The sequence below is a fragment of the Streptomyces albicerus genome (genome assembly GCF_008905045.1).
Lineage (GTDB): Bacteria > Actinomycetota > Actinomycetes > Streptomycetales > Streptomycetaceae > Streptomyces > Streptomyces albicerus.
In genome coordinates, this window is the sequence record NZ_VWMY01000004.1 from 195,919 (window position 1) to 218,893 (window position 22,975).

The window sequence follows — 22,975 nt, forward strand, 5'->3', positions numbered from 1 at the left end:
GAACGCAATGATCAAGGCATGGGATTTCACCTGCCCCCTCCTTAGCATCGGCCGCGCCGCGCAACGGTGCGCCGATGAGGACGAGGAGAACACCCATGGACAGGCCGAGGCCCATCACATCGGGTTTCCGCACTTGGTCTCAGACTCTCCGGGGTCGCCGTAAAGCAGCCGCCGCGTGCATCGCGGGGATTCTCGTCGGCACGCTCGCCGGACCGGCTTCCGCCTCCGCCTCCGCCTCCGCGAGTGCGGACGAACCGGTATCCGCCGCATGCCCGACGAACCTGACCGGAAAGGCCACTTGTTACACCGGCCAGGATGCCAATGGCGCCTACTACGCGATCGCCATCCCGAAGGAGTGGAACGGTTCGCTCGTCGTGCACGCGCACGGAGGGCCCGACCTCGGAGCGGGCTCCGACCCTGAGCGCAGTATCGGCGATCTGGAACGCTGGTCGGTGATGGTCGACGAAGGCTATGCCTGGGCCGGTTCGTCGTATCGGCGGGGTGGTTACGGGACCCGGATGGCCGCCGCCGATACGGAGAACCTGCGCCGCCTGTTCGTCGGGGAGTTCGGCACGCCGAAGCGGACGTATGTGCACGGCCAGTCCTGGGGCGGCAACGTCGCCGCGAAGGTCGTGGAGACGTACGGCGCACGCAAGCATGGTCCGTACGACGGGGCCCTGCTCACCAACGGTGTCCTCGGCGGCGGCTCGCGCGGCTACGACTACCGGGTGGACCTGCGCGTGGTCTACCAGTACTACTGCCAGAACCACCCTCGTCCCACAGAGCCTCAGTACCCGCTGTGGGAAGGGCTGCGCGCGACTTCGACCATGACGGCCGCAGGGTTGCGCGCCCGCTTGCAGGAATGCACGGGATTCGCCTCCGCACCGCAGGAGCGGACCGCCCCACAGCAACGGAATCTGGACGACATCCTCGCCGTCACCGGAGTACCGGAGCGAACACTGGAGTCGCATCTGCGGTTCGCTACGTTCACGTTCCGCGACATCGTGCACGGCCGGCTCGGCGGGCGTAATCCGTTCAGCAACCAGGGCGTGCGGTATTCCGGGTCCCATGACGACGAGGCGCTCAACGCGGGTGTTGAACGGTTCTCCGCCGATGCCACCGCCGTGCGCGACCTCTCGTACGACAGCGACATCACGGGCAGGGTCGCCATCCCCGTGCTCACTCTCCACGCGATCGACGATCCGACGGCGTTCGTCGAGCACGAGGCGGCGTACCGCGACAGCCTCCGGGGCGCCCACCGGGACAGGCATCTCGTGCAGACCTTCACCCGCGAGAGCGAACACAGCGGGCTGAGCAATGCCGAGTACGCCAACTCGATCTCTGCCCTGGCCACTTGGGTTCGCACCGGGAAGAAGCCGACGCCGAGGTCGGTCGCGGCATCCTGCGCGGCGTTCGACCGCACGTACGGCGGCGGCTGCTTCTACGACCCGGCCTTCTCCCCCGGTTCCTACGCTTCACGGGTCAACCCCCGTCCTGGCGGGCTGCGTTGGCCGGCCATGACCGCCGCCCAGGAGAAATCCTGGAGCCGGATCGACGGTGTGGGCATCGCCCCCTGAGCCGAGGCGTGGCGTGGCGGCTGAAGAGCCCCAGACGGTGACGCCGCACCGGACGACGTTGGGATCACCACGTCGCGTGGAGGCCCGTCGCGCCGGTCGGCCGGAAGCCGGTCAGTCTCCGTACGTTGCCCGAGAACACGGCGGCGCGCTCCTCGTCGGTGAGGTCCATGGCGGCCAGGTCGGTGATCCCCGATCGGATGTACCCGGGACCCTTCTCGGGGTCGTACGGCGAATCCGAGCCGAACAGCACACGGTCCGGGCCGAAGAAGTCCAGGGCGCAGCGCAGTGCGTGGGGAGCGCCGAAGAGAGCGGTGTCGGCGTAGAACATCTTGAAGTAGTCCAGCGGGCGCTTGGTGAGCGGATAGCCGGTGACGTCCTCGCGCTGATGGTCCGGTGTGCGGGAGCCGAGTTGGTCCCAGCCCGGGCCGACGCGGCCGGAGAAGTGCGGGATCATGCTGCCGCCGTGGTGGATGAGCAGCTTCAGGCCGGGGTGGCGTTCGAGTACGCCGCCGAAGACGATGCGGGCCATGAAGGCGGACAGGTCGTACTCCCAGCCGAAGGTCCACCAGATCTCGTACCGGGAGCGTTCCTCGGCCGGGTAGTCCGGCCATGAAGAGTTGCGGCAGGGGTGGACCTGGACGAGGAGGTCGAGTGCGGCGGCGCGCTCCCAGAAGGGTTCGAAGCGCTGCTCGTCCAGGGGGTGGCCGTTGACGTGGGTGTAGATCTGGACGCCGATCGCGCCCAACTCGCCGACGGCGCGGTCGAGTTCCGCGACGGCCGCGTCGACGTCGTTGAGCGCCACCGCCGCGCAGAAGCCGACGAAGCGGTCGGGATGCTTGGCGACGAGGCCGGCCAGGCCGTCGTTGCCGATACGGGCGTACTCGGCGGACAGCGCCGGGCTGCCGAAGTCCTCCACGGGCGGTGCGGCCAGGTTGATGATCTGGCGGTAGCTGGCGAACTCGTCCATCTGCCGGAACCGCACGTCCAGGTCGACGAGCGCGGGAATGTTCATGATCCGTTTGCGCAGGTTGGCGACGGCGGGGATGCCGTCGAGCGCGAACAGGCGGTCGGCGTAGTCGCGGGGAAGCACATGGCAGAAGGCGTCGATCTTCTCGAGCTCAGAGATCGTCTGGGTCATCTGGGGCACGCTTGTCCTCTCCAAGTGGTGGATGGCGCCTCCGTGTTCAGGACACGGAGGTCGACGACTCGCGCGGGATGAGGGTGGGCGCGTACACGGTGGAGGCGGTCGGCCTGCCCTCGATGGCGCGCAGCAGGATGTCGACCGCGCCGCGCCCGATCTCACGCAGCGGGACGCGGACGCTGGTCAGCGGAATCGGCAGACGTGCGGCCAGCGGGGTGTCGTTGTAGCCGACGACCGAGAGCTCGCCGGGAATGCTGATCCCGATTCGTCTGGCGGCCGCCAGCACACCGACCGCGGTGTTGTCGTTGACGGTCATGACGGCTGTCGGACGTTCATCGGCGGGCACGCCTGACAGCAGCTCGGCCGCGACCCGCTCACCGCTCTCCATGGAGAACTCCGAGGGCCGGACGAGGCGTTCGTCCACCGTGATCCCCGCCTCCCGCAGGGCAGTGCGGTAACCCTCCATCCTGCCAACGGGGTTGGAGGCGTACGGCGGGCCGGCGATCAGGGCGATCCGGCGGTGTCCCAGGTCGATCAGGTGACGAGCGGCCAGATATCCGCCCAGCTTGTCGTCGCCGACGGCGGCCGGGCCGCGGCCGTCGGTCCGCAGCGCGAGGGCGTACGGGATCTCCCGCGCGGCCAGTTCGCGCACGAGGTCGCTCTCCGAGTCCAGCCGGGCCGTGGCGAGCACCAGCCCGTCGACCATCCGGTCCAGCAGCAGCCTTCCCTGAACGGCTTCGGCAGCCGGTTCGTCGTGGGTGATCGCGACGAGGGCATGCAGCCCGTGGTCCCGGCAGGCTTCGGCGATCTCCTCGTACAGAATCGCCATCACCGTGTCCGAGAGCCTCGAGACGACCACGCCGATGGTGCGCGTGCTCTGCCGGCGCAGGCTGGCCGCCGCGGGATTGGGCGAGTACCCGATACGCTGCGCGACCTCCTTGATCCGGGCGGCCGTGGCGCTTCGCGAGAAGGGATGCCGCTCGTCCATGGCGCGTGAAACCGTCGAGGCGTTCACGCCCGCCTCGCGCGCCACATCGGCCATGGTCGGGCGGCGTCTGGCGCCTCGTGCAGGGCCGGATGCCCTGCCCCCTGATGCGGTCACGGGTGCTGCCTCTCTCGTCGTCGGCGGGCGAACTTTCCTTGCGCTGCCGGGTTGACGGGCTCGTTCTGGCCCGCACATGATTGTGCATACGTAAGCGCAATCGATTGCATGCCCAGTATCGCACGCCGTCCCGGCGAAGACACAAGGCCTCGGCGGCTTTTCGCAGAGAGGAGCGACCCCTTGTCGAGTCGCTCAGTGAGGACGCCTGCTTCCCTGCTCAGCCCAAAGCGACGGAGAGTGCTTGGCGCCGTCGTGTCCGCCACCCTGCTGCTGGCCGGATGTTCCGGTGGCGGCAGCGACAACTCCTTCACCGTGGCGCTGATCGAGCCGGACATCGCAGCGGTTCCCCTGCTCGCGGCCGCCGACGCAGTCCGTGAGCAGGGATTCGACGTCAAGGTGGAGGAGGCCGCCGAGCCGGAACTCGCCATCGAGGGCCTCGTCCGCGGCGACTACCAGTTCTCGGCGGAGGCGACGAGCCCGGCGCTGATCGCGATGTCCAAGGGTGCGCCGATCCGGATCGTCGCCGATGCCGTCGGCAACCAATGGGCGGTCTACGGCGCCAAGAACCGTGACAGCTGCGACCAGTTGAACGGCCGTCCCTTCGGGATCTTCAGCGAGGGCTCCGTCGCGACGGCGATGGTCCGCCAGTGGGTCAGCAAGGACTGCCGCGACGGCTCCGAACCGGAATACCTGACCATCGGCGGCTCAGACGCTCGCGCACAGGCCCTGCTGTCCGGCCAGATCGACGCGACCGCCCTCGAAGTGACCGACGCCGTCACCCTGGAACGGGCCGGCGGAGGCAAGGGACTGCACCGGCTGGCGGACTTCAAGGAGGTCTTTCCCGGGCTGCATCCCCAGACCGTGTACGCGAACGAGGACTATCTCGGCGAACACCGCAAGCCCAGCCAGGCGTTCATCGACGCGATCGTCGAGGAGCACCGGAAGATCAACGCGGACCCCGGCTATCTCGTGTCCCTGCTGAAGAAGTACCTGCCGGACGCCTACGACGAGGAGACGGCGAAGGTCACCAGCCGGCGGTACGTGGAGGCCGGGCTGTTCGATGCCGCGGGGCTGACTCCGCGGAGCGTCCAGCGGACGGTCGACTTCTTCGCGGACGCGGGAATCGTCAAGCGCATGCCGGTCGAGGACGTGGCGGATCTCAGCTTCGTCGACCGCGCGGCGGCCGAGCAGGAACCGGCCGCGCAGGAACCGGCCGCGCAGGAACGGGGAGAAGGCTCATGACCCCTTCCGGTGTCTCCGCCACGACACGCCGCCCCGCAACCAGCCTGCTGCAGAAGGCAGTTCACGGCACCCTCCTCTACCAGCTGCTCACCTTCGCCGTGTTCGCGGCCGCCTGGGAGGTGTACGGGCGCTACTGGGGCGGCATCCTGCTCCCGCCGTTCTCCGACACGGCGGTGGCGACCGGCCGGCTGCTCGGCGAGGCCGAGTTGTGGAAGGCGCTCTGGCTGAGCAACCAGGCGCTGGTCCTCGGTTTCCTCGCGGCCGTTGTGCTGGGCGTACCGGCCGGGCTGCTGCTGGGGCGCTTCCGCACCGTCGAGCGCTACACCGACATCTACCTCAGCATCCTGCTGGTGACACCGATGGCCGCTGTCATTCCGCTGCTGGTCATGTCGGTCGGGTTCGGGCTGTTGTCGCGAGTGATCCTGGTGACGCTCTTCTCGATCGTCATGGTGATCGTCAACGCCCGCGCCGGAATACGGCAGATCGACTCCTCGCTCATCGAGATGAGCCGCACCTACGGGGCGTCGGAAGCCCAGATCTGGCGGCGCATCCTGATTCCCGGTGCCCTGCCCGCCATCATGACCGGCGTCCGGCTCGCGCTCGGCCGTGCCGTCACCGGCATGGTCATCGTGGAACTGCTCATGGTGTCGGTCGGGTTCGGCGGTCTCATTCTGGAGTACCGCGGCCTCTTCGAGGCGCCCAAGTTGTACGCGACCATCGTCATCATTCTCGCCGAGGCCCTCGCGCTGATCGCCGCCGCCCACTGGGTCGAGCGCAAAGCCACGCCGTGGGCGGCCCCCAGGACTTCCGCAAGGAGCACACGTGATTGAGATCCGAGGCGTCACCAAGAAGTTCACCGGACGCGAGGGCAGCGAGGTCCACGCCCTCAAGGACGTCGACCTCACCGTCGCGGACAACGAGTTCCTCACCGTGCTCGGGCCGAGCGGATGCGGCAAGACCACCCTGCTGCGGGCCATCGCCGGACTCATCGGCTTCGACGAGGGCGACATCGTCGTCGACGGAAATCCGGTGCGGCGGCCGGGGCCCGACCGGGCCATGGTCTTCCAGAACTTCGCGCTGCTGCCCTGGGCCACCGTGCTCGACAACGTCGCCTTCGGCCTCGAACTCCGCGGCGAGAGCCGCGCGGAACGACACGCCAAGGCACGTGAGTTGATCGAACTGGTGGGTCTCGGCGGCTTCGAGTCGCGGCTTCCCGGCGAGCTGTCCGGCGGCATGCAACAGCGGGTCGGCCTGGCCAGGGCGCTGGCCGTCGAGCCGGACGTCCTGCTGATGGACGAGCCGTTCGGCGCACTCGACGAGCAGACCCGGCGGATCCTCCAGGAGGAGCTGCTGTCCATCTGGGAACGCCGCCGGCTGACGGTCGTCTTCATCACGCACAGCATGGAGGAGGCCGTACTGCTCGGGGACCGGGTGGTCCTCATGAGCCCACGTCCCGGACGGATCGCCGAGATCGTCCCCGTGGACATCCCGCGCCCCCGCTCGGCCGACGTCGGGGGTCTCGAGCAGTCGCCCGAGTTCACCGCGATCACCTCGCGGCTCTGGAAGAGCCTGCGCGCCATGCACCCCGACCACCGGGCGTCGGCCCGTGCCGTGGCCGGGTCCGCCCAGGAGGTGGCCGGATGACCGCCACGGTCCCGGCGGCCCGTACCGTCACGAAGAGGATCCGACGCGATGTGGTGCCTCCCCCGCTGATCGGGCTGCTGGCCGGGGCGGTCCTCTGGGAGATCGTCGCTCGATCCGCCGACGCCGCCTTCTTGCCGCCCGCGAGCGCCGTCGTCGCCCGGCTGTGGGAGATGACCCTGGACGGGCAGATCCTCGGCAGCCTCGCCTCCAGCCTCACCAACCTCCTCGTCGGGTTCTCGATCTCCCTCGTCCTGGGGCTGACGCTCGGTGTGCTGATGGGGCGTTACCGCCCGGTGGACGCCGCGCTCGGGGTCTACATGTACGCCCTGCTGACGGCACCCTCGCTCGTCTTCGCGCCGGTCTTCTTCTCACTCTTCGGCCCGGGCAGAGCCTCGATCGTGGCCGTCGTGGTGATGTACTCGCTGTTCATCATCGTGATCAGTACCGCCTCTGCGGTACGGGCTGTCCCTGAGCACCTGACCGAGATGGCCCGCCTGTACGGGGCGGGCGAGCGGCAACTCCTGCTGAAGGTCGTCGTCCCCGCCGCCCTGCCGCTGGCCATGGCCGGCATCCGGCTGGGCGTCGGCCGCGCGGTCACCGGAATGATCAACGGTGAGATGTTCATCGCCGTCGTCGGCCTCGGCCGCGTCCTCACCCAGGCCGGCGGCCGCTTCGACAGCGAGAGCGTCCTCGCCGTACTCCTCGCCGTCGTCCTGGTGGCGCTCGGCGCGGTCGGACTCGTCCAGTGGGCCGACCGTCGTGTGAACGGCTGGCTTCCTCGGACAGCACGGGAGTGACGCCCGCCGGGGAGCGGCCGCGCGCGGTCGTCAGGATCAGCTGCGGCTCACGGATTCCCCGGACAGCCACGCGTCGAGGGCGGCGAAGTCCGCGTCGGTGAGGCCCCGGCGGGGGTCGACGCGGTGCAGCAGGGCCTGTCCTCGGTGGTGTGCGGAGACCCAGGCGCGGTCGGTGTCGGTGATCTCGTCGTCGACCCAGATGAACGGGCGGCCGGCCGCCCAGGCGACCAGGGCGCGGGTCTTCCAGTGCAGTCCGTTCCGCGCGTCCCGTTCTTCCTCCTCGGCGAAGGCTTGGGGCCAGCTCACGACGGGCAACTCGGGCAGACCGAGTCGCGGGGCGATGGTTTCGTGCGCCTCGTCCATCCACGTCGTCGCCCAGACCAGCTCGCAGTGCAGAGCCATCAGTCGAGGGCCGTGCCCGGGGTTGATCCTGGCCAGCAGCGGATTCGTGCCGGACACCAGCGGGTCAGGATCCATCCCATGCGCCGGATACCCGCCCGGGTACTGCTGCGGTACCGCTCCGAAAGGTATGAGCGGTCCGTCGACATCGAGGAAGAGCAGCGGTCGCTCCGCGGATCCGGTCATAACTGCACGATAGCGGCCGCCCCGCAAATCGTCACACGACTATTCACACCGTTTCCGTTTCATGGGCCTCATTGGGCGGATAGAGTCGCCCCATGCCCCACATTGAATCCACACCCCGCGTGGCCCTCAAGAAAATAACCCCGGACGTGTCCGGAGCCATGGGTGCGCTGCACGGTGCCGCCGTTTCCGCGGCGCAGGATGCCAAGGTCGAGCCGGAGCTGCTGGAGCTGATCCGGATTCGCGCCTCGCAGATCAACGGCTGCGCGTTCTGCATCGACATGCATACGAAGGACGCCCGCGCCCAGGGCGAGAGCGAGCAACGTGTGTACGCGCTGAACGCCTGGCGGGAGACCCCCTTCTTCACCGAACGGGAGCGCGCCGCGCTCGCGTTGACCGAGGCGGTGACGCTGGTGCACGACGGGCACGTCCCGGACGCGGTCTACGCTCAGGCCGCGGAGGTCTTCGACGAGGCACAGATCGCGGCACTGATCTGGGCGGCCACCGTCATCAACGCGTACAACCGCATCGCGATCGCCACACGTATGGCGCCGGGTGCTTATCAGCCGGCCCAGAAGAAGGCCTGAGCGATCCAGATGACCAGATGAAGCGGTCCTGAAGAATTACCGAATATGGATATGCCGAATCGCGCCGGGCCGAATTCAATCGGTCCGGCGCGAGTCTTTGCCATCGGTCCGGCGCTTTTACCGAAGCATTCCGAGGATCAGCCCGCTGGCAGGGGCTCCATAATGCCCTCCAGCCATTCCTGCCATTCCTTGGCCCGCAGGGCGGGTCCCGCGTCCATCGGCCGTCCCTCCCAGCCGACCACCGGCCGAATTCCGTGCAGCGCGTTCACCAGCCACACCTCCCGCCCGGCCAGCTGCTCCAGGGTTCGCTCACGGTGGGCCAGCCGGATCCCGGTGCGCAGGGCCCGCTCCTGGATGAGGCCCGTGGTGACGCCGGCCAGGATCGGCAGTTGCTGCGAGGGCAGGCACAGGACGTCGTCCTCCCACCACAGCACGCTGGAGGTCGCCCCCTCCAGCACCAGGCCTGACGGGGCGATCAGCACCGCCTCCTCCGCGCCCTGTCCCGCCGCCCGCTGCCGCACCCGGGCCAGGACGTCCAGGTCGGGTCCCTTGCGGCGCGGCACGGTGCGCGGGTCGGGCTGGCCCGCCGCCCATACCCGCACCTCGGGTGCGAGCGGCGGGGCGTACCGAAGCAGCAGCCGCAGCTGAAGGGATCCGGCCACGAGCTCGACGCGCGGAAACCACGCCCCCGTACGGGGCAGGGCGGCCGTCATGTCCCGCCAGAACTCGGCGAGTTGCTCGGGGGTCGGCCCGCCGCAGTCGCCGCAGGCCCGCAGGAACCGCTCGCGGTGCCGGTCGAGACCGCGTACGTGTCCGTCCCGGACCAGCCAGGAGTCGGCGACCAGTAGCTGGGTGTCGGCCGCCAGGCCGGCGATCAGGCCACGGCCGGGCATCCACGCCAACAGCCCCTCAGCGGTTGCCGGTTGTGTCATCAAAGAAACTCACTCCTCTCAGTACGCCCGTCAGTACATCCAGTACGTCCGGTACTTCCGGTCGGTACATCCGGTACGTCCGGTCAGTACTTCCGGCCGGCGCTCGCCGTTGAGCCGTGCCGTGGGCCGTAGGGGGCGTGTTCCAGCCAGGCCCCGCACCACGGCAGTACGGGTGCGAGGGCTGCCGCCGCGCGCTGTTTCGCTCGTACGCTCCGGCGGCGCGGCCGCAGATGGTCCAGGGCCTCGCCGGCCGCAGCGCTGTTGAACAGGGCAGCCGTGCGCCGGGCCGCTGCGAACTCCGCGACCGCCTCGGTGGTGCCGGTGGCCACGGCGGCCGCGGCCGCCGCCGCGTCCGCGATGCCGCTGTTCATGCCGCGGGCGCCGAACGGCGGGAAGAGGTGGGCCGCCTCGCCGACGAGCAGCACGCGGTGCTCGGGGTCGGTGAAGGTCGCCGCGACCTTGCGGAGGAAGCGGTAGGTCGACACCCACAGGATCCGATCGGCGTACCCCTCCCCCACGACCGCGGGCAGCCATTGGCGTACCGCCTTTTTGGTCCCGTAGGACTCCTGCGGGTCGTCGTCCCGGCACTGCAGGTCGACCTGGAAGCCCCCGGTGAAGGGCACGCGCATGACGCTGCGGCCGCCGACGCCCGGATGCTCGTAGTGGAAGACCCGCTCCAGCGGCAGGTCGGCACCCGGGATGTCGGCCACGTCCACCACCACATGGAATCCCTCCGAGCTGGTGCCCTCCATCGGGATGTCCAGCTCCCGCCGGACCGCCGAGCGGGCACCGTCGGCGGCGATGACATGGGTGCCGGTCCAACCGCGTCCGTCCTCGCTGCTCAGCTCGACTCCGGCGTCAGTGACCTTGAGGCCCGTCACCCGTGCGTCCCAGGCGAACTCCACCCCGGCCGCCCCGCAGGCGGCGAGCAGGAACCGCTCGGTGTCCACCTGACGCAGACTGGTGAAGGGGGGTGGGAACGAGGGCGGCGGGAACGTCCGGGCGTACACCTCGCGGCCCCGGTACAGGGTGCGTTTGGTCTGCCAGGTTCGTCCGTAGGCCGTGATGTGGGCGGCTAGTCCCGGGCGCATCTCTTCGAGCAGTTGCAGCGTTTCCTTGTGCACGAACAGGGCGCGGCTGCCGGGCCGCGTGCGTCCTTGCGGGTCCGCTTCGAGGAGGGTGACCCGGAGTCCGTGGGCGCGCAGGCCGAGTGCGGCCGCCATGCCCACGGGTCCGGCGCCGACGACGATGACAGGGATCACGTCAGGCGCCGCCGGGCTGTTCGGCGGTCACGGCCGCGCTCTCGCTGAGCATGCGGGTGATCTCGACCCGCTTGACCTTCCAGGTGGAGGTCATCGGCAGCTCGTCGAAGCGCCACTGCCGAGGGTCGGCCATCGCGGGCAGATCGGCGGTGGCCTCCCGCCAGCGCCGCAGGTCGAGAGGCTGTTCCCCTCGGACGCACACCACCGGTACCGGCTCGCGGTCGACGCCGGGCACGATGACGACCTCGCGCAGTTCGTCGAGGCGGGACATCAGCGTGTCCTCGATCTCCAGATTGCTGTGCACGGAGTCGATCTGGTCGATCTCACGGTCGATCAGATAGAGGGCTCCCCACCGGTTGCGGTAGCCCATGTCGCCCATCTGCCACCAGCCGTCGCCCAGTTGACGGTCGTACTGCTTCTGGGCGCCCAGGTAGGTGAGGATCCGGCCCCTGGTCCGCGCCTCGATCCGCCCCGGCGTCCCGGGCTGTACACGCCGTCCCGCGCTGTCGGCGATCCGGACCCGGGTGAAGCCGGGGATGCCGATGCCGACACGGCGGCCGTCGGCGCGGGCAGCGCTGCGCCGCGTGTACCACTGGAAGGCGACCGGACCCGTCTCGCTCTGCCCGTACAGCTGCATCAGCCAGGGCGAGCGCCGGTTCGACGCGCCGAGCAGCCGCTGCACGGTGCGCGGGTGGATCGCGTCGAAGGTGCTGCCGTACGAGCGGACGCGGGCCAGCGGTGCGCCGGGGGCGTCGGCCAACTCCTCCCAGAGTACGAAGGTGTTGGGGTGGGTCTCGACGATGCCGGGGCGGTGCCGGGCGAGCAGCGGACCCGCGGCGGCGGGCTCCGGGTCGGTGATGAACAGCAGCGGGCTGCCGAAGTGCAGCAGGACGCCGAGCAGATGGTAGAAGCGTGAGTGCACGAAGGACATGTGCAGCGCCGCTGTCTCGCCGCGGGTCGGCCAGCCCATGGCCTTCTGCGGGACGAGCCGGTTCCACATGGTGTTCGCGCAGTGCACGGCGAGCTTGGGGACGCCCGTCGTGCCCGAACTGTGGGTGATCAGCGCGGGTTCACGCGGGTGGAGCCGCACGGGTCCGTGGGACGGGGCGCCGGCGTACTTGTCCAGCGGAACGGCTCCGGGCGCGTCGTCGACGCTGAGCGTCTGCCGTACGAGATCGGCGACCCCGATGTCCTGGAGCGGTCCCGTCAGTTTCGCCCGGTCGGTGATCAGCCAGGGCTCGTGCAGCCGCTTCAGGAGCCGACCGACGACGGGGCCCTGGAGGCCCGGGGAGAGGAGCACCGGGACCGCGCCGATCCGGGAGACGGCGCAGGTCAGCAGGACGATGTCGACGTTGTCCGTCTTGTGGACGACGACCTGCTCGGAGGGCCGGACCCCGGCCTCCCACAGCCGCCCAGACAACTCGTCGACCAGGGCGGCAAGGACCGGATAGCTGAGGTCGAGCCCGAGGTCGGGGTTGACGTCCAGCGGCCGGTCCAGGGTGACCGGGACGGCTCCGTGCCGGGCGGCGGCCTGCTGGAACATCGGGCCCAGATAGAACCCACGATCGGAGAGCAGGGGCTGCGGTTGTCGCATGGGCCCTTTCCTTTCTGCGGTGTTCGCGGTCACGGCCACGGTCACCACGCGCCTTGGCGGACGAGGTGGCGGCGGAGCTTTCCGGTCGGGGTGCGGGGCAGTGACGGCACGACGTGGACGGTCTTGGGGGCCTTGAAGGCGGAGAGGTGCTCGCGGGCCAGCGCGATGAGTTGGGCCTCCAGGCCGGACCTGGTTGCCGCGAAGGTCGGGGCGGTCTCGGCGGCCACGCCGATGACGACGTAGGCCCGCAGAGCGGTCGCGCCGCGCTCGTCGGTGACGGCCGCGACGGCGACTTCGCGTACCGCCGGGTGCTTGCGCAGCACGGCCTCCACCTCCAGCGGGGAGACGGTGATGCCGCCGACCAGCTCCATGTCGTCGGCGCGGCCCAAGTGCCGGTAGGTGCCGTCCGGTTCGCGCCGCGCGCGGTCCCGGGTGGCCAGCCAGCCGTCGACGAGGACGCGTTTCGTCTCTCCGGGCAGGTTCAGATAGCCGGGCGTCAACGTCGGGCCCCGGACCCAGAGTTCGCCCTCCGAGCCGTCCGGCACCGGGTGTCCAGCGCGGTCCCGCAGTTCCAGTTCGAAGCCGGGGACCGGATGGCCGACGGTGCCCGGGGTGTTGTCGTCGAGGCTGTTGGCGCAGAAGGCGTGCCCGGCCTCGGTGGAACCGATCTGTTCCAGTACGGGCGCGCCGAGCAGTTCGGAGACGCGCTCGCCGAGTCCGGCGGGCATGCCCTCGCCGGCCGAGACCGCGGCCCGTACGGATGCGAAGCAGGCGGCGTGTCCGTCGGCGCGGTCGGCGACCAGGGCGGCGTACGCGGAGGGAACGGAGTAGAGCAGGGACACCCGGTGGCGTGCGACGAGTTCGTCCACCGCGGCGGGCGAGGGGCGCCGGTCCACCAGTACGGCGGAGGATCCCGAGAAGAGCGGGAAGACGAAGGCGTTGCCGAAGCCGTAGGCGAAGAACAGCTTCGACACCGAGAGAGTGACGTCGTCCGGGGTGATCCGCAGCAGCCGGTCGCCGATGAGCTCGTGGTACATGGCGGGGTCGCCGTGGCGGTGCACGACTCCCTTGGGGGTGCCGGTCGTGCCCGAGGTGTACTGGATGTAGAGGGGGGTGCTCGGCCCGGCAGGGTGGGCGCCGGTGGTCGGCGGCGAGCTGCGGGTGAGCGCGACCAGCTGGTCGGCGCCCAGCCGGGTCCGCCCGGCGAACCGGTCCTCCAGGCCCGGCCCGGTCACACACAGCGCGGCCTCGGCGTCCTCGGCCATGAACTCGTGGTCGGCCGCGGGCAGTTCGGGATTGACCAGTACCGCGACCGCTCCGAGCCGGGCGGTGGCGAGGAAGGCCGTCACCCAGGCGAGGGAGTCGGGCATCGCGAGCAGGACCCGGTCGCCGGGGCAGACGCCGTGGTCGGCCAGCACGCTGGCGGCGCGGGCCGCGAGGTCGTGCACCTCGCCGTGGGTCCAGGCCCGGTGGCCCTGGTGGAAGGCGGGCCGGTCGGTCCAGCCCTGCCGCTCGGCCAGGGCGGCGAGCACGGATGCCAGGTTCCCGGCCTCGGTGTGGGTGGTACCGGCCGTGCCGGTGGGGCTGAGGGTGGCACGTGGAGGCGTCATCGGACCGGCTCCTGTACTGCGGGCACCGGCACGGCGGCCGTGGACTCGCGGTAGGCGCGCAGCTGAGCGGCGGTCTTCAGCAGCATCTCGTCGTACTCCGCTTCCGCGTCGGAGCCGAGGACGATGGCGCCGCCGGCGCCCAGGTGCATCCGGCCGTCGGTGAAGACGGCGGTGCGGATGACGATGTTGAGATCGGCTCCGCCACTGCAGCCGAGGTAGCCGACGGCGCCGGAGTACACGCCGCGGGCCTCCGTCTCCAGCGCGTCGATGATCTCCATCGTGCGCAGTTTCGGCGCTCCGGTCATCGAGCCGCCGGGGAAGCAGGCGCGTACGCAGTCCACCGCGTCGGTGCCTTCGCGGAGCCGGCCTTCGACGGTGGAGACGAGCTGGTGCACGGTGGCGTACGTCTCGGTGGCCATCAGGCGCGGGACCTTGACCGTTCCGGTCTCGCAGACGCGGCCCAGGTCGTTGCGGAGCAGGTCGACGATCATCAGGTTCTCGGCGCGGGTCTTGGCGTCCGCGGCGAGCGCGTCCCTGAGCCTGGCGTCCTCCTCCGGCCGGTCGCCGCGGGGTGCGGTGCCCTTGATGGGCTTGGCCTGGGCGACGCCGTCCCGGGTGATGCGCAGGAACCGCTCGGGGGACGCGCCGGCCACCGCCGTGTCACCGAACTTCAGGAAGGCCGCGTAGGGAGCCGGGTTGATGCGCCGCAGCACCCGGTAGTAGGCCAACGGGTCGGTTGGCGCGGGTAACTTGGCGGCATTGGTCAGGCAGATCTCGTAGCTCGTCCCGGCGTTCAGCTCACGTCGGCAGGCCTCGATGTCGGCGAGGTAGGTCGCACGGTCGCGGGTGAGCCACGGTTCGGCGGCACGGAGGCCGGGCTCGGAGGCAGAGGGCGGGGTCGTGGCAGGCGAGGCCGACGAGATGAAGCTCAGCTGCGCCACCGCGCTGTCGAGCCAGTCGGCCGCCTCGCGCGTGCCCTGCGGGGTGTCCTCGGCCAGGCAGACGGCATAGGTGAATCCGTCGCGGTGGTCCACGGCGATCAGCCGGTCGGCGAAGAGCCAGCTCGCGTCCGGGGTGTCGGCCCGGTGACGGTTCGGCGAGCCGCAGTCGGCCTTCAACTCGTAGCCGAAGTAGCCCACATAGCCGCCGGTGAAGTCGAAGGGCAGCTCGGCGGCGTCCACATGACGGGTCGCCAACTGCCGTTTGAGGTAGTCGAAGACACTCGCGCGGACCTTGCGCGGGGGCCGCCCGGCCCGCTCGATCTCACAGACACCGGCCTCGACGTCGTAGCGTACGAACTCGGCCAGCGGGCCCGTGCCGTCGCCGAAGAACGAGAAGCGGGACTGCCCCTCCTCGACCCGGGCGCTGTCCAGCCAGAACGCCCTGGGCGCGGCGGCGCACATCCGGGTGAAGGCCGTCTCGGCGTCCACGGCGGTCGCGATCCGCCGGGTGTGCAGCCGGTGGCCGACGGGCACCGGGCGCCGTGGGCGAGGCACGAACGCCGAGGCGCTGTTCTCGGTACGGGGCTTCCGCGGACGGGACTTGGTCAGACGGACCGTGCGGGGCCGGGCCGCGGTGAGGCTCCGGAAGTTCAGGAACAGCTGGTGGCCGAATTCGGTGAGGACGGACTCCGGGTGGAACTGCACGCCCCACAGTGGCCGGGTGCGGTGCCGCAGCCCCATCAGTACGCCGTCCTCGGCCCAGGCGGTGCCCTTGAGGCTCGCCGGCAGCGGTTCCCGTACGGACAGCGAGTGGTAGCGGACGGCGGTGAAGTCCTGGGGCAGTCCGCGGAACAGGTCCTCGCCGTTGTGCCGGATTCTGGAGAGGTGCCCGTGCCGGGGCTGGGGTGCGGCCGTCACCCGGGCCTGCTCGCCCGCCGCGATGCCCTGATGTCCGAGGCAGACGCCGAGGACAGGGATGGCGGCGTCGGCGAGCACGGTGGCGCTGATGCCGAAGTCGCGCGCCCGGGCGGGGTGCCCGGGCCCCGGCGACACCACCACATTGCCGAATTCCCGGAGATCCGGAAGGGCGTCGGCCGAGGCGTCGTTGAGGATCACCAGCGGCTCCACGCCGTTGACCTCGGCAATCAGCTGAAACAAGTTGTATGTGTACGAGTCATAATTGTCGATGAGCAGGGTCTTCACCCGCCCACCCCCCTTGTTCTGGTCGTTCTCAGCCTTGCGCAGCCCGTCGTTTGTGCCGTCCGCGAATTGCCTGCAGCGGCGGGTACAGCCATTTCTTGAAGAAACGCTGAAGTCGCGGCATGAGGATCCATGTGACGATGGCCGTAACGGCCAGACACAGCAGCAGAGTGCGGATGAGAGGGTTGAGGCTGCCGAGATAAGGAAGTATCGCCAAATTGAATACGAGCACCGGAGGGAAGACCGCGCTCATATTCACGAACCATAACTTCCACTTCGGTGGCGGACGCGGTGCCGCCGCGGTCGCGGACGCGGTTTCGGTCTGGGAATCGAACCAGGTCCGGGAACCCTGCACACTCCGTCGGCCCGTCTCCCGGGCGAGCATCTCCCCACGGGCCTGCCACTCGGCCCGCTCCTCCGAGCCGTCCCAGGCCAGGGCGGAGCCTTCGCTGTTGAAGCGGTAGACCACATGCCACTCCGCCTCTCCGTCGACGAGCACGCCACCGCCGAGAAAGCCCGGCTGCTGCGCGGTAGCACGCAGCACACCCCACCCCCAGGAGTGGAACTCGGCCTCGCGGCCCGGTACCACTCGATACGCGACGGTGACGGTAACGGGATTCCTGGTCACGCCTCTGAATACGGAAAGAGAAGGCCTGCTGTTCAACTCTCAACGGAGTTTTTGCGTGCAGCCGGGAAAGCGGCTCTTTGTCACCCTTCTGCCCGCCTTGACATCTTTTGTCACACAGTACTTCGGGTAACGTCCTCGAATTCCTGGAATCGCTTGCCGGGCCCTCGAAAAAAGCGGCACCATCGGCCTCGGGGGCACCGTTCGCCGGCGACGTGAAGAGTCCGATCAGCCGGACGATCAGCCGGATCTGAAAGAGCAAGAAGGAGATCCATGTCCAGGTACGACTGGAGCATGACCCACGAGGGAATCGACCGGGCGCGCGCCGAGATGGAACCGGCCCGAAAAGAAGTCACCGCCCATCCGATTTACCAGCGGATAAACACCCGGGAACACATGGCGACGTTCATGGAACACCATGTCTTCGCCGTATGGGACTTCATGTCGCTGCTGAAGTCCCTCCAGCGCGACCTGACGTGTGTGGACGTCCCCTGGGTGCCCCGTGGCTCGCAGGTGAGCCGGCGGCTGATCAACGACATCGTGCTGGTGGAGGAGAGCGACGAACTGGACGGCGGCTTCACCAGCCACTTCGAGCTCTACCGGGCCGGCATGGCGGAGGCGGGGGCGGACACCTCACGGCTGGACACTTTCCTGGCGCTGCTCACCGAGGGCCATGGCGTGCCGGCGGCGCTGCGTGTCGCCCAAGTGCCCGGTCCGGCGGCCGAGTTCGTCACCACCACGTTCGGGATCATCAACGACAAGCCGCTCCACTGCCGGGCGGCGGCCTTCGCCTTCTCCCGGGAAGACCTCATCCCGGACATGTTCGACCAGGTCATCAAGAAGGAGGGCGCCGACCGGTTCCCGATGTTCTGCGACTACCTGGCCCGCCACATCGAGGTGGACGGCGAGGAGCACACGCCCATGGCCATGGCCATGGTGGCCGACCTCTGCCGCGACGACGACACACGCTGGCAAGAGGCCACGGAGACCGCGGCCCTCGCACTGGAGGCCAGGTCCCGGCTCTGGGACGCGGTCGTGGAGGCCATGGAGCAGGTGGACGGCTGATCCGAGCCGACGACGTCCCGCCCGCTCGCGGTGCCTGCCGTGGCGGCGCACGCCGGAAGCACTCGCTCGCGGGCAGGCCGCGTGCCCGGGCGGCACAAAGCGCCCGGTCGGATCGCACGGCGGGTGCCACAAAGCCCGCGCTCGGATCGCACGGCTGCGCGACACGCGGTCGGTGAGCCGCTGCCGGAAACCTCCCCCGGCCACCGGGCACCGACGGCCACCCCACAGCCCCGCGGGGCCCGGATGCCCCGAGCGGGTCCTGCGAAGGCCGGTGCGGTTCGGCAGCGACCCGAAGGGGCGCGGGGCTGTGACATGTGCGGCTCCGCCGCGATGGGGCCCCCGCTCGAGCGAAGCCGAGAGTGGGGGGAGCCACCAGCCACGACGGACCCGGGGACGAAGCACCGCACTTCCGGCGGAGCGCTCAGCGCGACCGCGGCGCCGCCGTGCTGTCGCGCACCACCAGCCGTGTCGGCACGAGCGTGGTCCCGTGCTCCGACGCGTCCTGGCGCATCTGCCGCAGCACGCCCTCGACGCAGCGTCGTCCCACCTCGGCGAAGTCCTGGTGGACGGTGGTCAGGGGAGGCAGGAAGGATCCGGCCTCGGGGATGTCGTCGAAGCCGACGACACTGACGTCTTCGGGCACGTACCGGCCGCGCTCGTGCAGCGCCCGCAGCAGGCCCAGCGCCATCTGGTCGTTGGCCACGAACACCGCCGTGCAGTCCCGCTGTTCGGCGATTTCCAGGCCGGCCCGGTAGCCGGACTCCGCCGACCAGTCGCCGCGTACCAGCGGCGGCGTGCTGCGGCCCGCCTCGGTGAGTTCGGCGCGCCAGGCGTCGGCGCGCCGCTGCGCCGCGAAGGACTCCTCGGGACCGGCCAGGTGCCAGACCGTGCGGTGTCCGAGGTCGAGCAGATAGCGCACGGCGGCGCGGCTGCCGCCAGCCTGGTCGGAGTCGACCACGGTGTAGCGGTCGCCGGCGTCCGAATCGGCCACGACGACCTGGATGTGGGGCGGCAGGGAGAGGTTCACCGCGTCGAGCAGATGGACCTCCAGGATGACGATGACGGCGTCGACGGCCAGCTCCCCCAGCCGGGAGAAGGCACCGCGCACCTCGTCCTGCGTGGGGACGGCGACGGGCAGCAGCGTGACGGCGTAGCCCTCGTGCGCCGCGGAGGTGGCGATCGCCTCCAGCGTGCGGACGTTGCCCGTGGTGGAGAGACCGAAGGTGATGACGCCGATGGTGCGGAACTCACCGCGTTTGAGGGCCCGGGCGGCACTGTTGGGCCGGTAGCCCAACTGCTGCATGGCCGTCAGCACCTGCTGCCGGGTCTCTTCGTTCACGCCCGCGTAACCGTTGGAGACACGCGAGACGGTCTGCGAGGAGACGCCCGCGAGTCGGGCCACGTCCGCCATGGACGCGCTCTGCGCGCGGCGGGAGGCCCGTTTCCTGGTACGTTCCGGCGCCTGCGGCCTGCTGGCCGAGGTGCTGTCCGTTGTGTCCACCCGTCTCCCTCGCTACCTGAATCGCAGTTTGCCCCAAGCGACCCTTGACCACCGTAACCGGGGCAGTGTAGACATGCCGCCATCAGATGTTTACGTAAACATAACAGCCCACGGCTCGCTCCGGGGCGGTGATGTTTACGCAAACATCGGCGACCGGGGTGTGTCACACATTCGCCGGTCGCGCGGTCTCACATTCGTGTGACACCGGTTCCGAGATGGACGAGCGAGGAACGACATGACGACGCTACAAGCCCCCGCGGCCGTGGAAGGGCGCCCGGCCCGGCCACCGAAACGGGACCGGCGCTCCTGGACGGGGTGGGGGTTCATCGGTCCCTTCGTGGCCGTGTTCGCCCTTGTCTTCCTGGCCCCGATCGTGTACTCGATCTACCTCAGCCTGTTCCGGGACCAGCTGATCGGCGGCACCACGTTCGTCGGGCTGGACAACTACACACAGGCGCTCAAGGACGAACGGTTCTGGGACTCGCTCGCACGGGTCTCGCTCTTCCTGGCCATCCAGGTGCCGATCATGCTCGGCATCGCCCTGCTGATCGCCCTCGCGCTGGACAGCGGACGCCTGTACGGCAAGGACTTCTTCCGCATCGCGATCTTCCTGCCGTACGCCGTGCCCGCCGTGGTGGCCACCCTGATGTGGGGCTTCATGTACGGCACGAAGTACGGACTGGTGGGTGACATCAACTCGGCCTTCGATGTCACCCTGCCCGACCCGCTCTCGTCCGACCTGGTCCTGGCGTCGATCGGCAACATCGTCACCTGGGAGTTCATCGGCTACAACATGCTGATCTTCTACTCCGCGCTGCGGGTCATCCCGAACTCGCTCTACGAGGCCGCGGAGATCGACGGCGCCGGGCAGTTCCGCGTCATCACCGCCATCAAGCTCCCCGCCATCCGCGGCGCCCTCGTCATCGCGACGATCTTCTCGATCATCGGCAGCTTCCAGCTCTTCAACGAGCCGGCCATCCTGCGGCCGCTGGCGCGCAACGCCATCACGACCGACTTCACCCCGAACTTCTACACGTACTCGCTGTCCTTCAACGGCCAGCAGCACAACTACTCCGCGGCGGTCGCCATCATCATGGGGCTGATCACCATGGTCATCGCCTATGTCGTGCAGCTCCGCGGCATGCGCAAGGGAGCGTGACCCGATGAGCAGCACGAGCAGTCCCGTCACCACCGCCTCCCAGTCCGCATCCGCTCAGGCCACCGGCGGTTCCAAGGGCGCGCCCCGACTGCGCACGCCCCGCAAGACGCATGTTCCCGGGCGCCCCAAGCGCAGCGTGCTGCTGACCGTGCTCACCGGGCTGATCCTGGTCTACACCGTCGTGCCCTTGTTGTGGCTGGTCATCAGCGCCACCAAGTCCCAGGAAGGGCTGGCCAACTCGTCCGGACTGTGGTTCAGCAGCGACTTCGCCCTCTGGGACAACATCAGCGAGACGTTCTCGTACAACGACGGCATCTTCGTCCGCTGGCTGCTGAACACTCTGCTGTACGTCGTGCTCGGCGCCGGCGGCGCCACCCTCCTCGCGATCCTCGGCGGCTACGCGCTGGCGAAGTTCACCTTCCCCGGCAAGCGCGCCGTCTTCGCCGTGGTCATCGGTGCCGTGGCCGTCCCCGGCACCGCCTTGGCGGTGCCCACCTTCCTGATGTTCAGCAAGATGGGACTGACCGACACCCCGTGGGCGGTGATCATCCCCTCGCTCGTGTCGCCCTTCGGCCTGTATCTGATGTGGGTCTTCGCCACCGAGGCCATCCCCACCGAGCTGATGGAGGCCGCCCGTATCGACGGAGCGGGCGAGATACGCACCTTCTTCCAGGTCGCCCTGCCGCTGCTCGCCCCGGGCACCGTGACCGTGCTGCTGTTCACCACGGTCGCGACCTGGAACAACTACTTCCTGCCGCTGATCATGCTCAAGGACCCGGACTGGTACCCCCTGACCCTGGGCCTGGACGCCTGGAACAACCAGGCCCAGACGATCGGCGGCGACGTGATCTTCAACCTGGTGATCACCGGCTCGCTCCTCACCATCATCCCGCTGATCGCCGCGTTCCTGCTGCTCCAGAGGTTCTGGCAGTCCGGGCTCGCCGCCGGAAGCGTCAAGGAATGACCCGCCCTCAGGCCACCACCCCCCTCGGCCCCACACGTTTCACCCTCACCCTGTCCCACCCACGAAGAAGTGGAAGCACCTCCATGCGCAGAACCACAAGCCGCCTGCTGCGCGGCATCGCTCTCCTCTCCGCCCTCGCCATGGGGGCGACCGCCTGCGGCGGCTCCGACGACGACAGTTCCGGCCAGAAGGATGTCTCCGCCGGAGACATCCAGGCGGCCCTGGAGAAGGGCGGCTCGGTCACGGTCTGGGCCTGGGAGCCCACCCTGAAGACCGTCGCCGCGGACTTCCAGAAGAAGTACCCCAAGGTCAAGATCAACCTCGTCGGCGAGCGGTCCGGTGACAAGCACTACACCGCGCTGTCGAACGCCATCTCGGCCGAGAAGGGCGTCCCCGACGTCGCGCAGGTCGAGTACTTCGCGATGAGCCAGTACGCCCTCACCAAGGGCCTCAGCGACGTGGCCCCCTTCGGCGCGGACAAGCTCAAGGCCAAGTACACCCCGGGCCCGTGGAACGCCGTGAGCGAGGACAAGGCGGTCTACGGCCTGCCGATGGACTCCGGCCCCATGGCGCTGTTCTACAACAAGAAGGTCTTCGACAAGTACAAGGTCGCGGTCCCGACCACCTGGGACGAGTACGTCGACGCGGCCCGCAAGCTGCACAAGGCCGACCCCAAGGTCTTCATCGCCGCCGACGCCGGCGACGCGGGTCTCACCACCAGCCTGCTGTGGCAGGCCGGTTCGCGTCCCTACAAGGTCGACGGCACCAAGGTGAAGATCGACTTCGCTGACGCGAACGCCAAGAAGTACACCGACACCTGGCAGAAGCTCATCGACGAGAAGCTCGTCGCCCCCATCAACGGCTGGACCGACGACTGGTACAAGGGCCTGGGCGACGGCACCCTCGCCACGCTGCCCAGCGGTGCCTGGATGCCGGCCAACTTCGAGACCGGCGTGAAGAACGCCTCCGGTGACTGGCGAGCGGCCCCGATGCCGGCCTGGACCAAGGGCGACAAGGCGAGCACGGAGAACGGCGGCAGCGCGCTGACCCTGCCCGCGCTGGGCAAGAACAAGGAACTCGCCTACGCCTTCGTCGAGTACGCGAACTCCGGTGACGGCGTCGCGACCCGCATCAAGGAGGGCGCCTTCCCGGCGACCACCGCGGAGCTCCAGGACAACGCGTTCCTGAACAAGGAGTTCGAGTACTTCGGCGGCCAGAAGGCCAACGAGATCTTCGCCGAGTCCGCGGCCAACGTCGCCTCCGACTGGTCGTACCTGCCCTTCCAGCAGTACGCCAACTCGATCTTCAACGACACCGTGGGCAAGGCGTACATCTCGAACACCAAGCTCTCCGCCGGCCTGAAGTCCTGGCAGGACGCCTCCATCAAGTACGGCAAGGAACAGGGCTTCACCGTCGAGTAATCGACGCACACACCGCCGCCGCCCCCGCG

General features: G+C 69.3%; 20 protein-coding genes. 10 read left to right on the top strand and 10 right to left on the bottom strand.

Features of this window, described 5'->3' with window-relative positions:
- The first annotated feature begins 95 nt into the window (after nucleotides 1–95).
- Nucleotides 96–1,577: a hypothetical protein gene (locus GAS53_RS04960; protein WP_225858740.1), complete on the top strand. Its 1,482-nt coding sequence runs from the start codon at nucleotides 96–98 to the stop codon at nucleotides 1,575–1,577.
- Between the two features lie 64 nt (nucleotides 1,578–1,641).
- Here GAS53_RS04960 and GAS53_RS04965 read toward each other — a convergent pair whose 3' ends face one another.
- Both GAS53_RS04965 and GAS53_RS04970 read right to left on the bottom strand, forming a co-directional pair.
- Nucleotides 1,642–2,715 carry an amidohydrolase family protein gene (locus GAS53_RS04965; protein WP_151476171.1) on the bottom strand — a complete coding sequence of 358 codons (1,074 nt, stop codon included), beginning with the start codon at nucleotides 2,713–2,715 and terminating at the stop codon, nucleotides 1,642–1,644.
- 46 nt (nucleotides 2,716–2,761) lie between these two features.
- Nucleotides 2,762–3,760: a LacI family DNA-binding transcriptional regulator gene (locus GAS53_RS04970; protein WP_225858741.1), complete on the bottom strand. Its 999-nt coding sequence runs from the start codon at nucleotides 3,758–3,760 to the stop codon at nucleotides 2,762–2,764.
- Nucleotides 3,761–4,072: 312 nt separating this feature from the next.
- On the opposite strand from GAS53_RS04970, the gene GAS53_RS04975 reads away from it, so the two are divergent.
- Genes GAS53_RS04975 through GAS53_RS04990 form a run of 4 tightly spaced genes read left to right on the top strand, consistent with a single transcriptional unit; the run spans nucleotide 4,073 to nucleotide 7,503 of the window.
- Nucleotides 4,073–5,062 (top strand): ABC transporter substrate-binding protein, encoded by a 990-nt coding sequence (locus GAS53_RS04975; protein ID WP_225858742.1) that lies wholly within the window; start codon nucleotides 4,073–4,075, stop codon nucleotides 5,060–5,062.
- Nucleotides 5,059–5,892, top strand: a complete 834-nt coding sequence (locus GAS53_RS04980) for an ABC transporter permease (RefSeq protein WP_151476174.1) — start codon at nucleotides 5,059–5,061, stop codon at nucleotides 5,890–5,892. The genes GAS53_RS04975 and GAS53_RS04980 overlap by 4 nt, the downstream gene beginning before the upstream one ends.
- A complete protein-coding gene (locus GAS53_RS04985) occupies nucleotides 5,885–6,706 on the top strand; it encodes an ABC transporter ATP-binding protein (RefSeq protein ID WP_151476175.1) in 822 nt (273 codons plus the stop codon). Before GAS53_RS04980 ends, GAS53_RS04985 begins: the two co-directional genes overlap by 8 nt.
- Entirely contained in the window at nucleotides 6,703–7,503 is an 801-nt protein-coding gene (locus GAS53_RS04990; protein WP_151476176.1) for an ABC transporter permease, read from the top strand. Before GAS53_RS04985 ends, GAS53_RS04990 begins: the two co-directional genes overlap by 4 nt.
- Before the next feature lie 36 nt (nucleotides 7,504–7,539).
- Here GAS53_RS04990 and GAS53_RS04995 read toward each other — a convergent pair whose 3' ends face one another.
- Nucleotides 7,540–8,088 carry an HAD domain-containing protein gene (locus tag GAS53_RS04995; protein ID WP_151476177.1) on the bottom strand — a complete coding sequence of 183 codons (549 nt, stop codon included), beginning with the start codon at nucleotides 8,086–8,088 and terminating at the stop codon, nucleotides 7,540–7,542.
- 92 nt (nucleotides 8,089–8,180) lie between these two features.
- Between GAS53_RS04995 and GAS53_RS05000 the strand changes: the two genes are divergently transcribed.
- Nucleotides 8,181–8,672, top strand: coding sequence for a carboxymuconolactone decarboxylase family protein (locus tag GAS53_RS05000; RefSeq protein WP_151476178.1), 492 nt, complete (start codon nucleotides 8,181–8,183; stop codon nucleotides 8,670–8,672).
- Between the two features lie 137 nt (nucleotides 8,673–8,809).
- Here the strand turns inward: GAS53_RS05000 and GAS53_RS05005 are convergent, their stop codons facing one another.
- From GAS53_RS05005 to GAS53_RS05030, 6 genes are all read right to left on the bottom strand, one after another.
- Nucleotides 8,810–9,604 (bottom strand): aminotransferase class IV, encoded by a 795-nt coding sequence (locus tag GAS53_RS05005; protein ID WP_151476179.1) that lies wholly within the window; start codon nucleotides 9,602–9,604, stop codon nucleotides 8,810–8,812.
- Between the two features lie 83 nt (nucleotides 9,605–9,687).
- Nucleotides 9,688–10,866, bottom strand: coding sequence for an FAD-dependent monooxygenase (locus GAS53_RS05010; RefSeq protein WP_151476180.1), 1,179 nt, complete (start codon nucleotides 10,864–10,866; stop codon nucleotides 9,688–9,690).
- 1 nt (nucleotide 10,867) lies between these two features.
- On the bottom strand, nucleotides 10,868–12,460 hold the full coding sequence (locus GAS53_RS05015) for a class I adenylate-forming enzyme family protein (protein WP_151476181.1): 1,593 nt from the start codon (nucleotides 12,458–12,460) through the stop codon (nucleotides 10,868–10,870).
- Between the two features lie 41 nt (nucleotides 12,461–12,501).
- On the bottom strand, nucleotides 12,502–14,070 hold the full coding sequence (locus tag GAS53_RS05020; RefSeq protein WP_151476182.1) for an AMP-binding protein: 1,569 nt from the start codon (nucleotides 14,068–14,070) through the stop codon (nucleotides 12,502–12,504).
- Nucleotides 14,067–16,214, bottom strand: a complete 2,148-nt coding sequence (gene pabB, locus GAS53_RS05025) for an aminodeoxychorismate synthase component I (RefSeq protein WP_151476183.1) — start codon at nucleotides 16,212–16,214, stop codon at nucleotides 14,067–14,069. The genes GAS53_RS05020 and pabB overlap by 4 nt, the downstream gene beginning before the upstream one ends.
- A 28-nt stretch (nucleotides 16,215–16,242) precedes the next feature.
- Nucleotides 16,243–16,875 (bottom strand): antibiotic biosynthesis monooxygenase, encoded by a 633-nt coding sequence (locus tag GAS53_RS05030; RefSeq protein ID WP_151476184.1) that lies wholly within the window; start codon nucleotides 16,873–16,875, stop codon nucleotides 16,243–16,245.
- A gap of 234 nt (nucleotides 16,876–17,109) precedes the next feature.
- Here GAS53_RS05030 and GAS53_RS05035 point away from each other — a divergent pair, with 234 nt between their 5' ends.
- Nucleotides 17,110–17,901 (top strand): DUF3050 domain-containing protein, encoded by a 792-nt coding sequence (locus tag GAS53_RS05035; RefSeq protein ID WP_192582955.1) that lies wholly within the window; start codon nucleotides 17,110–17,112, stop codon nucleotides 17,899–17,901.
- Nucleotides 17,902–18,322: 421 nt separating this feature from the next.
- Here the strand turns inward: GAS53_RS05035 and GAS53_RS05040 are convergent, their stop codons facing one another.
- Nucleotides 18,323–19,312: a LacI family DNA-binding transcriptional regulator gene (locus GAS53_RS05040; protein ID WP_151476185.1), complete on the bottom strand. Its 990-nt coding sequence runs from the start codon at nucleotides 19,310–19,312 to the stop codon at nucleotides 18,323–18,325.
- A gap of 325 nt (nucleotides 19,313–19,637) precedes the next feature.
- Here GAS53_RS05040 and GAS53_RS05045 point away from each other — a divergent pair, with 325 nt between their 5' ends.
- From GAS53_RS05045 to GAS53_RS05055, 3 genes are all read left to right on the top strand, one after another.
- A complete protein-coding gene (locus GAS53_RS05045) occupies nucleotides 19,638–20,561 on the top strand; it encodes a carbohydrate ABC transporter permease (RefSeq protein WP_151476186.1) in 924 nt (307 codons plus the stop codon).
- 4 nt (nucleotides 20,562–20,565) lie between these two features.
- On the top strand, nucleotides 20,566–21,525 hold the full coding sequence (locus GAS53_RS05050) for a carbohydrate ABC transporter permease (protein ID WP_151476187.1): 960 nt from the start codon (nucleotides 20,566–20,568) through the stop codon (nucleotides 21,523–21,525).
- An 83-nt stretch (nucleotides 21,526–21,608) separates the two neighbouring features.
- Complete coding sequence (locus GAS53_RS05055) at nucleotides 21,609–22,946, top strand: ABC transporter substrate-binding protein (protein WP_151476188.1); 1,338 nt, start codon at nucleotides 21,609–21,611, stop codon at nucleotides 22,944–22,946.
- Nucleotides 22,947–22,975 lie beyond the last annotated feature (29 nt).

What these genes read in the sequence shown, in the direction of transcription:
- GAS53_RS05040 (WP_151476185.1), bottom strand. Translation starts at nt 19,312, where the DNA reads ATGGCGGACGTGGCCCGACTCGCGGGCGTCTCCTCGCAGACCGTCTCG.
- GAS53_RS05015 (WP_151476181.1), bottom strand. Translation starts at nt 12,460, where the DNA reads ATGCGACAACCGCAGCCCCTGCTCTCCGATCGTGGGTTCTATCTGGGC.
- GAS53_RS04965 (WP_151476171.1), bottom strand. Translation starts at nt 2,715, where the DNA reads ATGACCCAGACGATCTCTGAGCTCGAGAAGATCGACGCCTTCTGCCAT.
- GAS53_RS04990 (WP_151476176.1), top strand. Translation starts at nt 6,703, where the DNA reads ATGACCGCCACGGTCCCGGCGGCCCGTACCGTCACGAAGAGGATCCGA.
- GAS53_RS04960 (WP_225858740.1), top strand. Translation starts at nt 96, where the DNA reads ATGGACAGGCCGAGGCCCATCACATCGGGTTTCCGCACTTGGTCTCAG.
- GAS53_RS05055 (WP_151476188.1), top strand. Translation starts at nt 21,609, where the DNA reads ATGCGCAGAACCACAAGCCGCCTGCTGCGCGGCATCGCTCTCCTCTCC.
- GAS53_RS05020 (WP_151476182.1), bottom strand. Translation starts at nt 14,070, where the DNA reads ATGACGCCTCCACGTGCCACCCTCAGCCCCACCGGCACGGCCGGTACC.
- GAS53_RS05005 (WP_151476179.1), bottom strand. Translation starts at nt 9,604, where the DNA reads ATGACACAACCGGCAACCGCTGAGGGGCTGTTGGCGTGGATGCCCGGC.
- GAS53_RS05035 (WP_192582955.1), top strand. Translation starts at nt 17,110, where the DNA reads ATGTCCAGGTACGACTGGAGCATGACCCACGAGGGAATCGACCGGGCG.
- GAS53_RS04970 (WP_225858741.1), bottom strand. Translation starts at nt 3,760, where the DNA reads ATGGCCGATGTGGCGCGCGAGGCGGGCGTGAACGCCTCGACGGTTTCA.
- GAS53_RS05045 (WP_151476186.1), top strand. Translation starts at nt 19,638, where the DNA reads ATGACGACGCTACAAGCCCCCGCGGCCGTGGAAGGGCGCCCGGCCCGG.
- GAS53_RS04980 (WP_151476174.1), top strand. Translation starts at nt 5,059, where the DNA reads ATGACCCCTTCCGGTGTCTCCGCCACGACACGCCGCCCCGCAACCAGC.
- GAS53_RS05000 (WP_151476178.1), top strand. Translation starts at nt 8,181, where the DNA reads ATGCCCCACATTGAATCCACACCCCGCGTGGCCCTCAAGAAAATAACC.
- GAS53_RS05050 (WP_151476187.1), top strand. Translation starts at nt 20,566, where the DNA reads ATGAGCAGCACGAGCAGTCCCGTCACCACCGCCTCCCAGTCCGCATCC.
- GAS53_RS04995 (WP_151476177.1), bottom strand. Translation starts at nt 8,088, where the DNA reads ATGACCGGATCCGCGGAGCGACCGCTGCTCTTCCTCGATGTCGACGGA.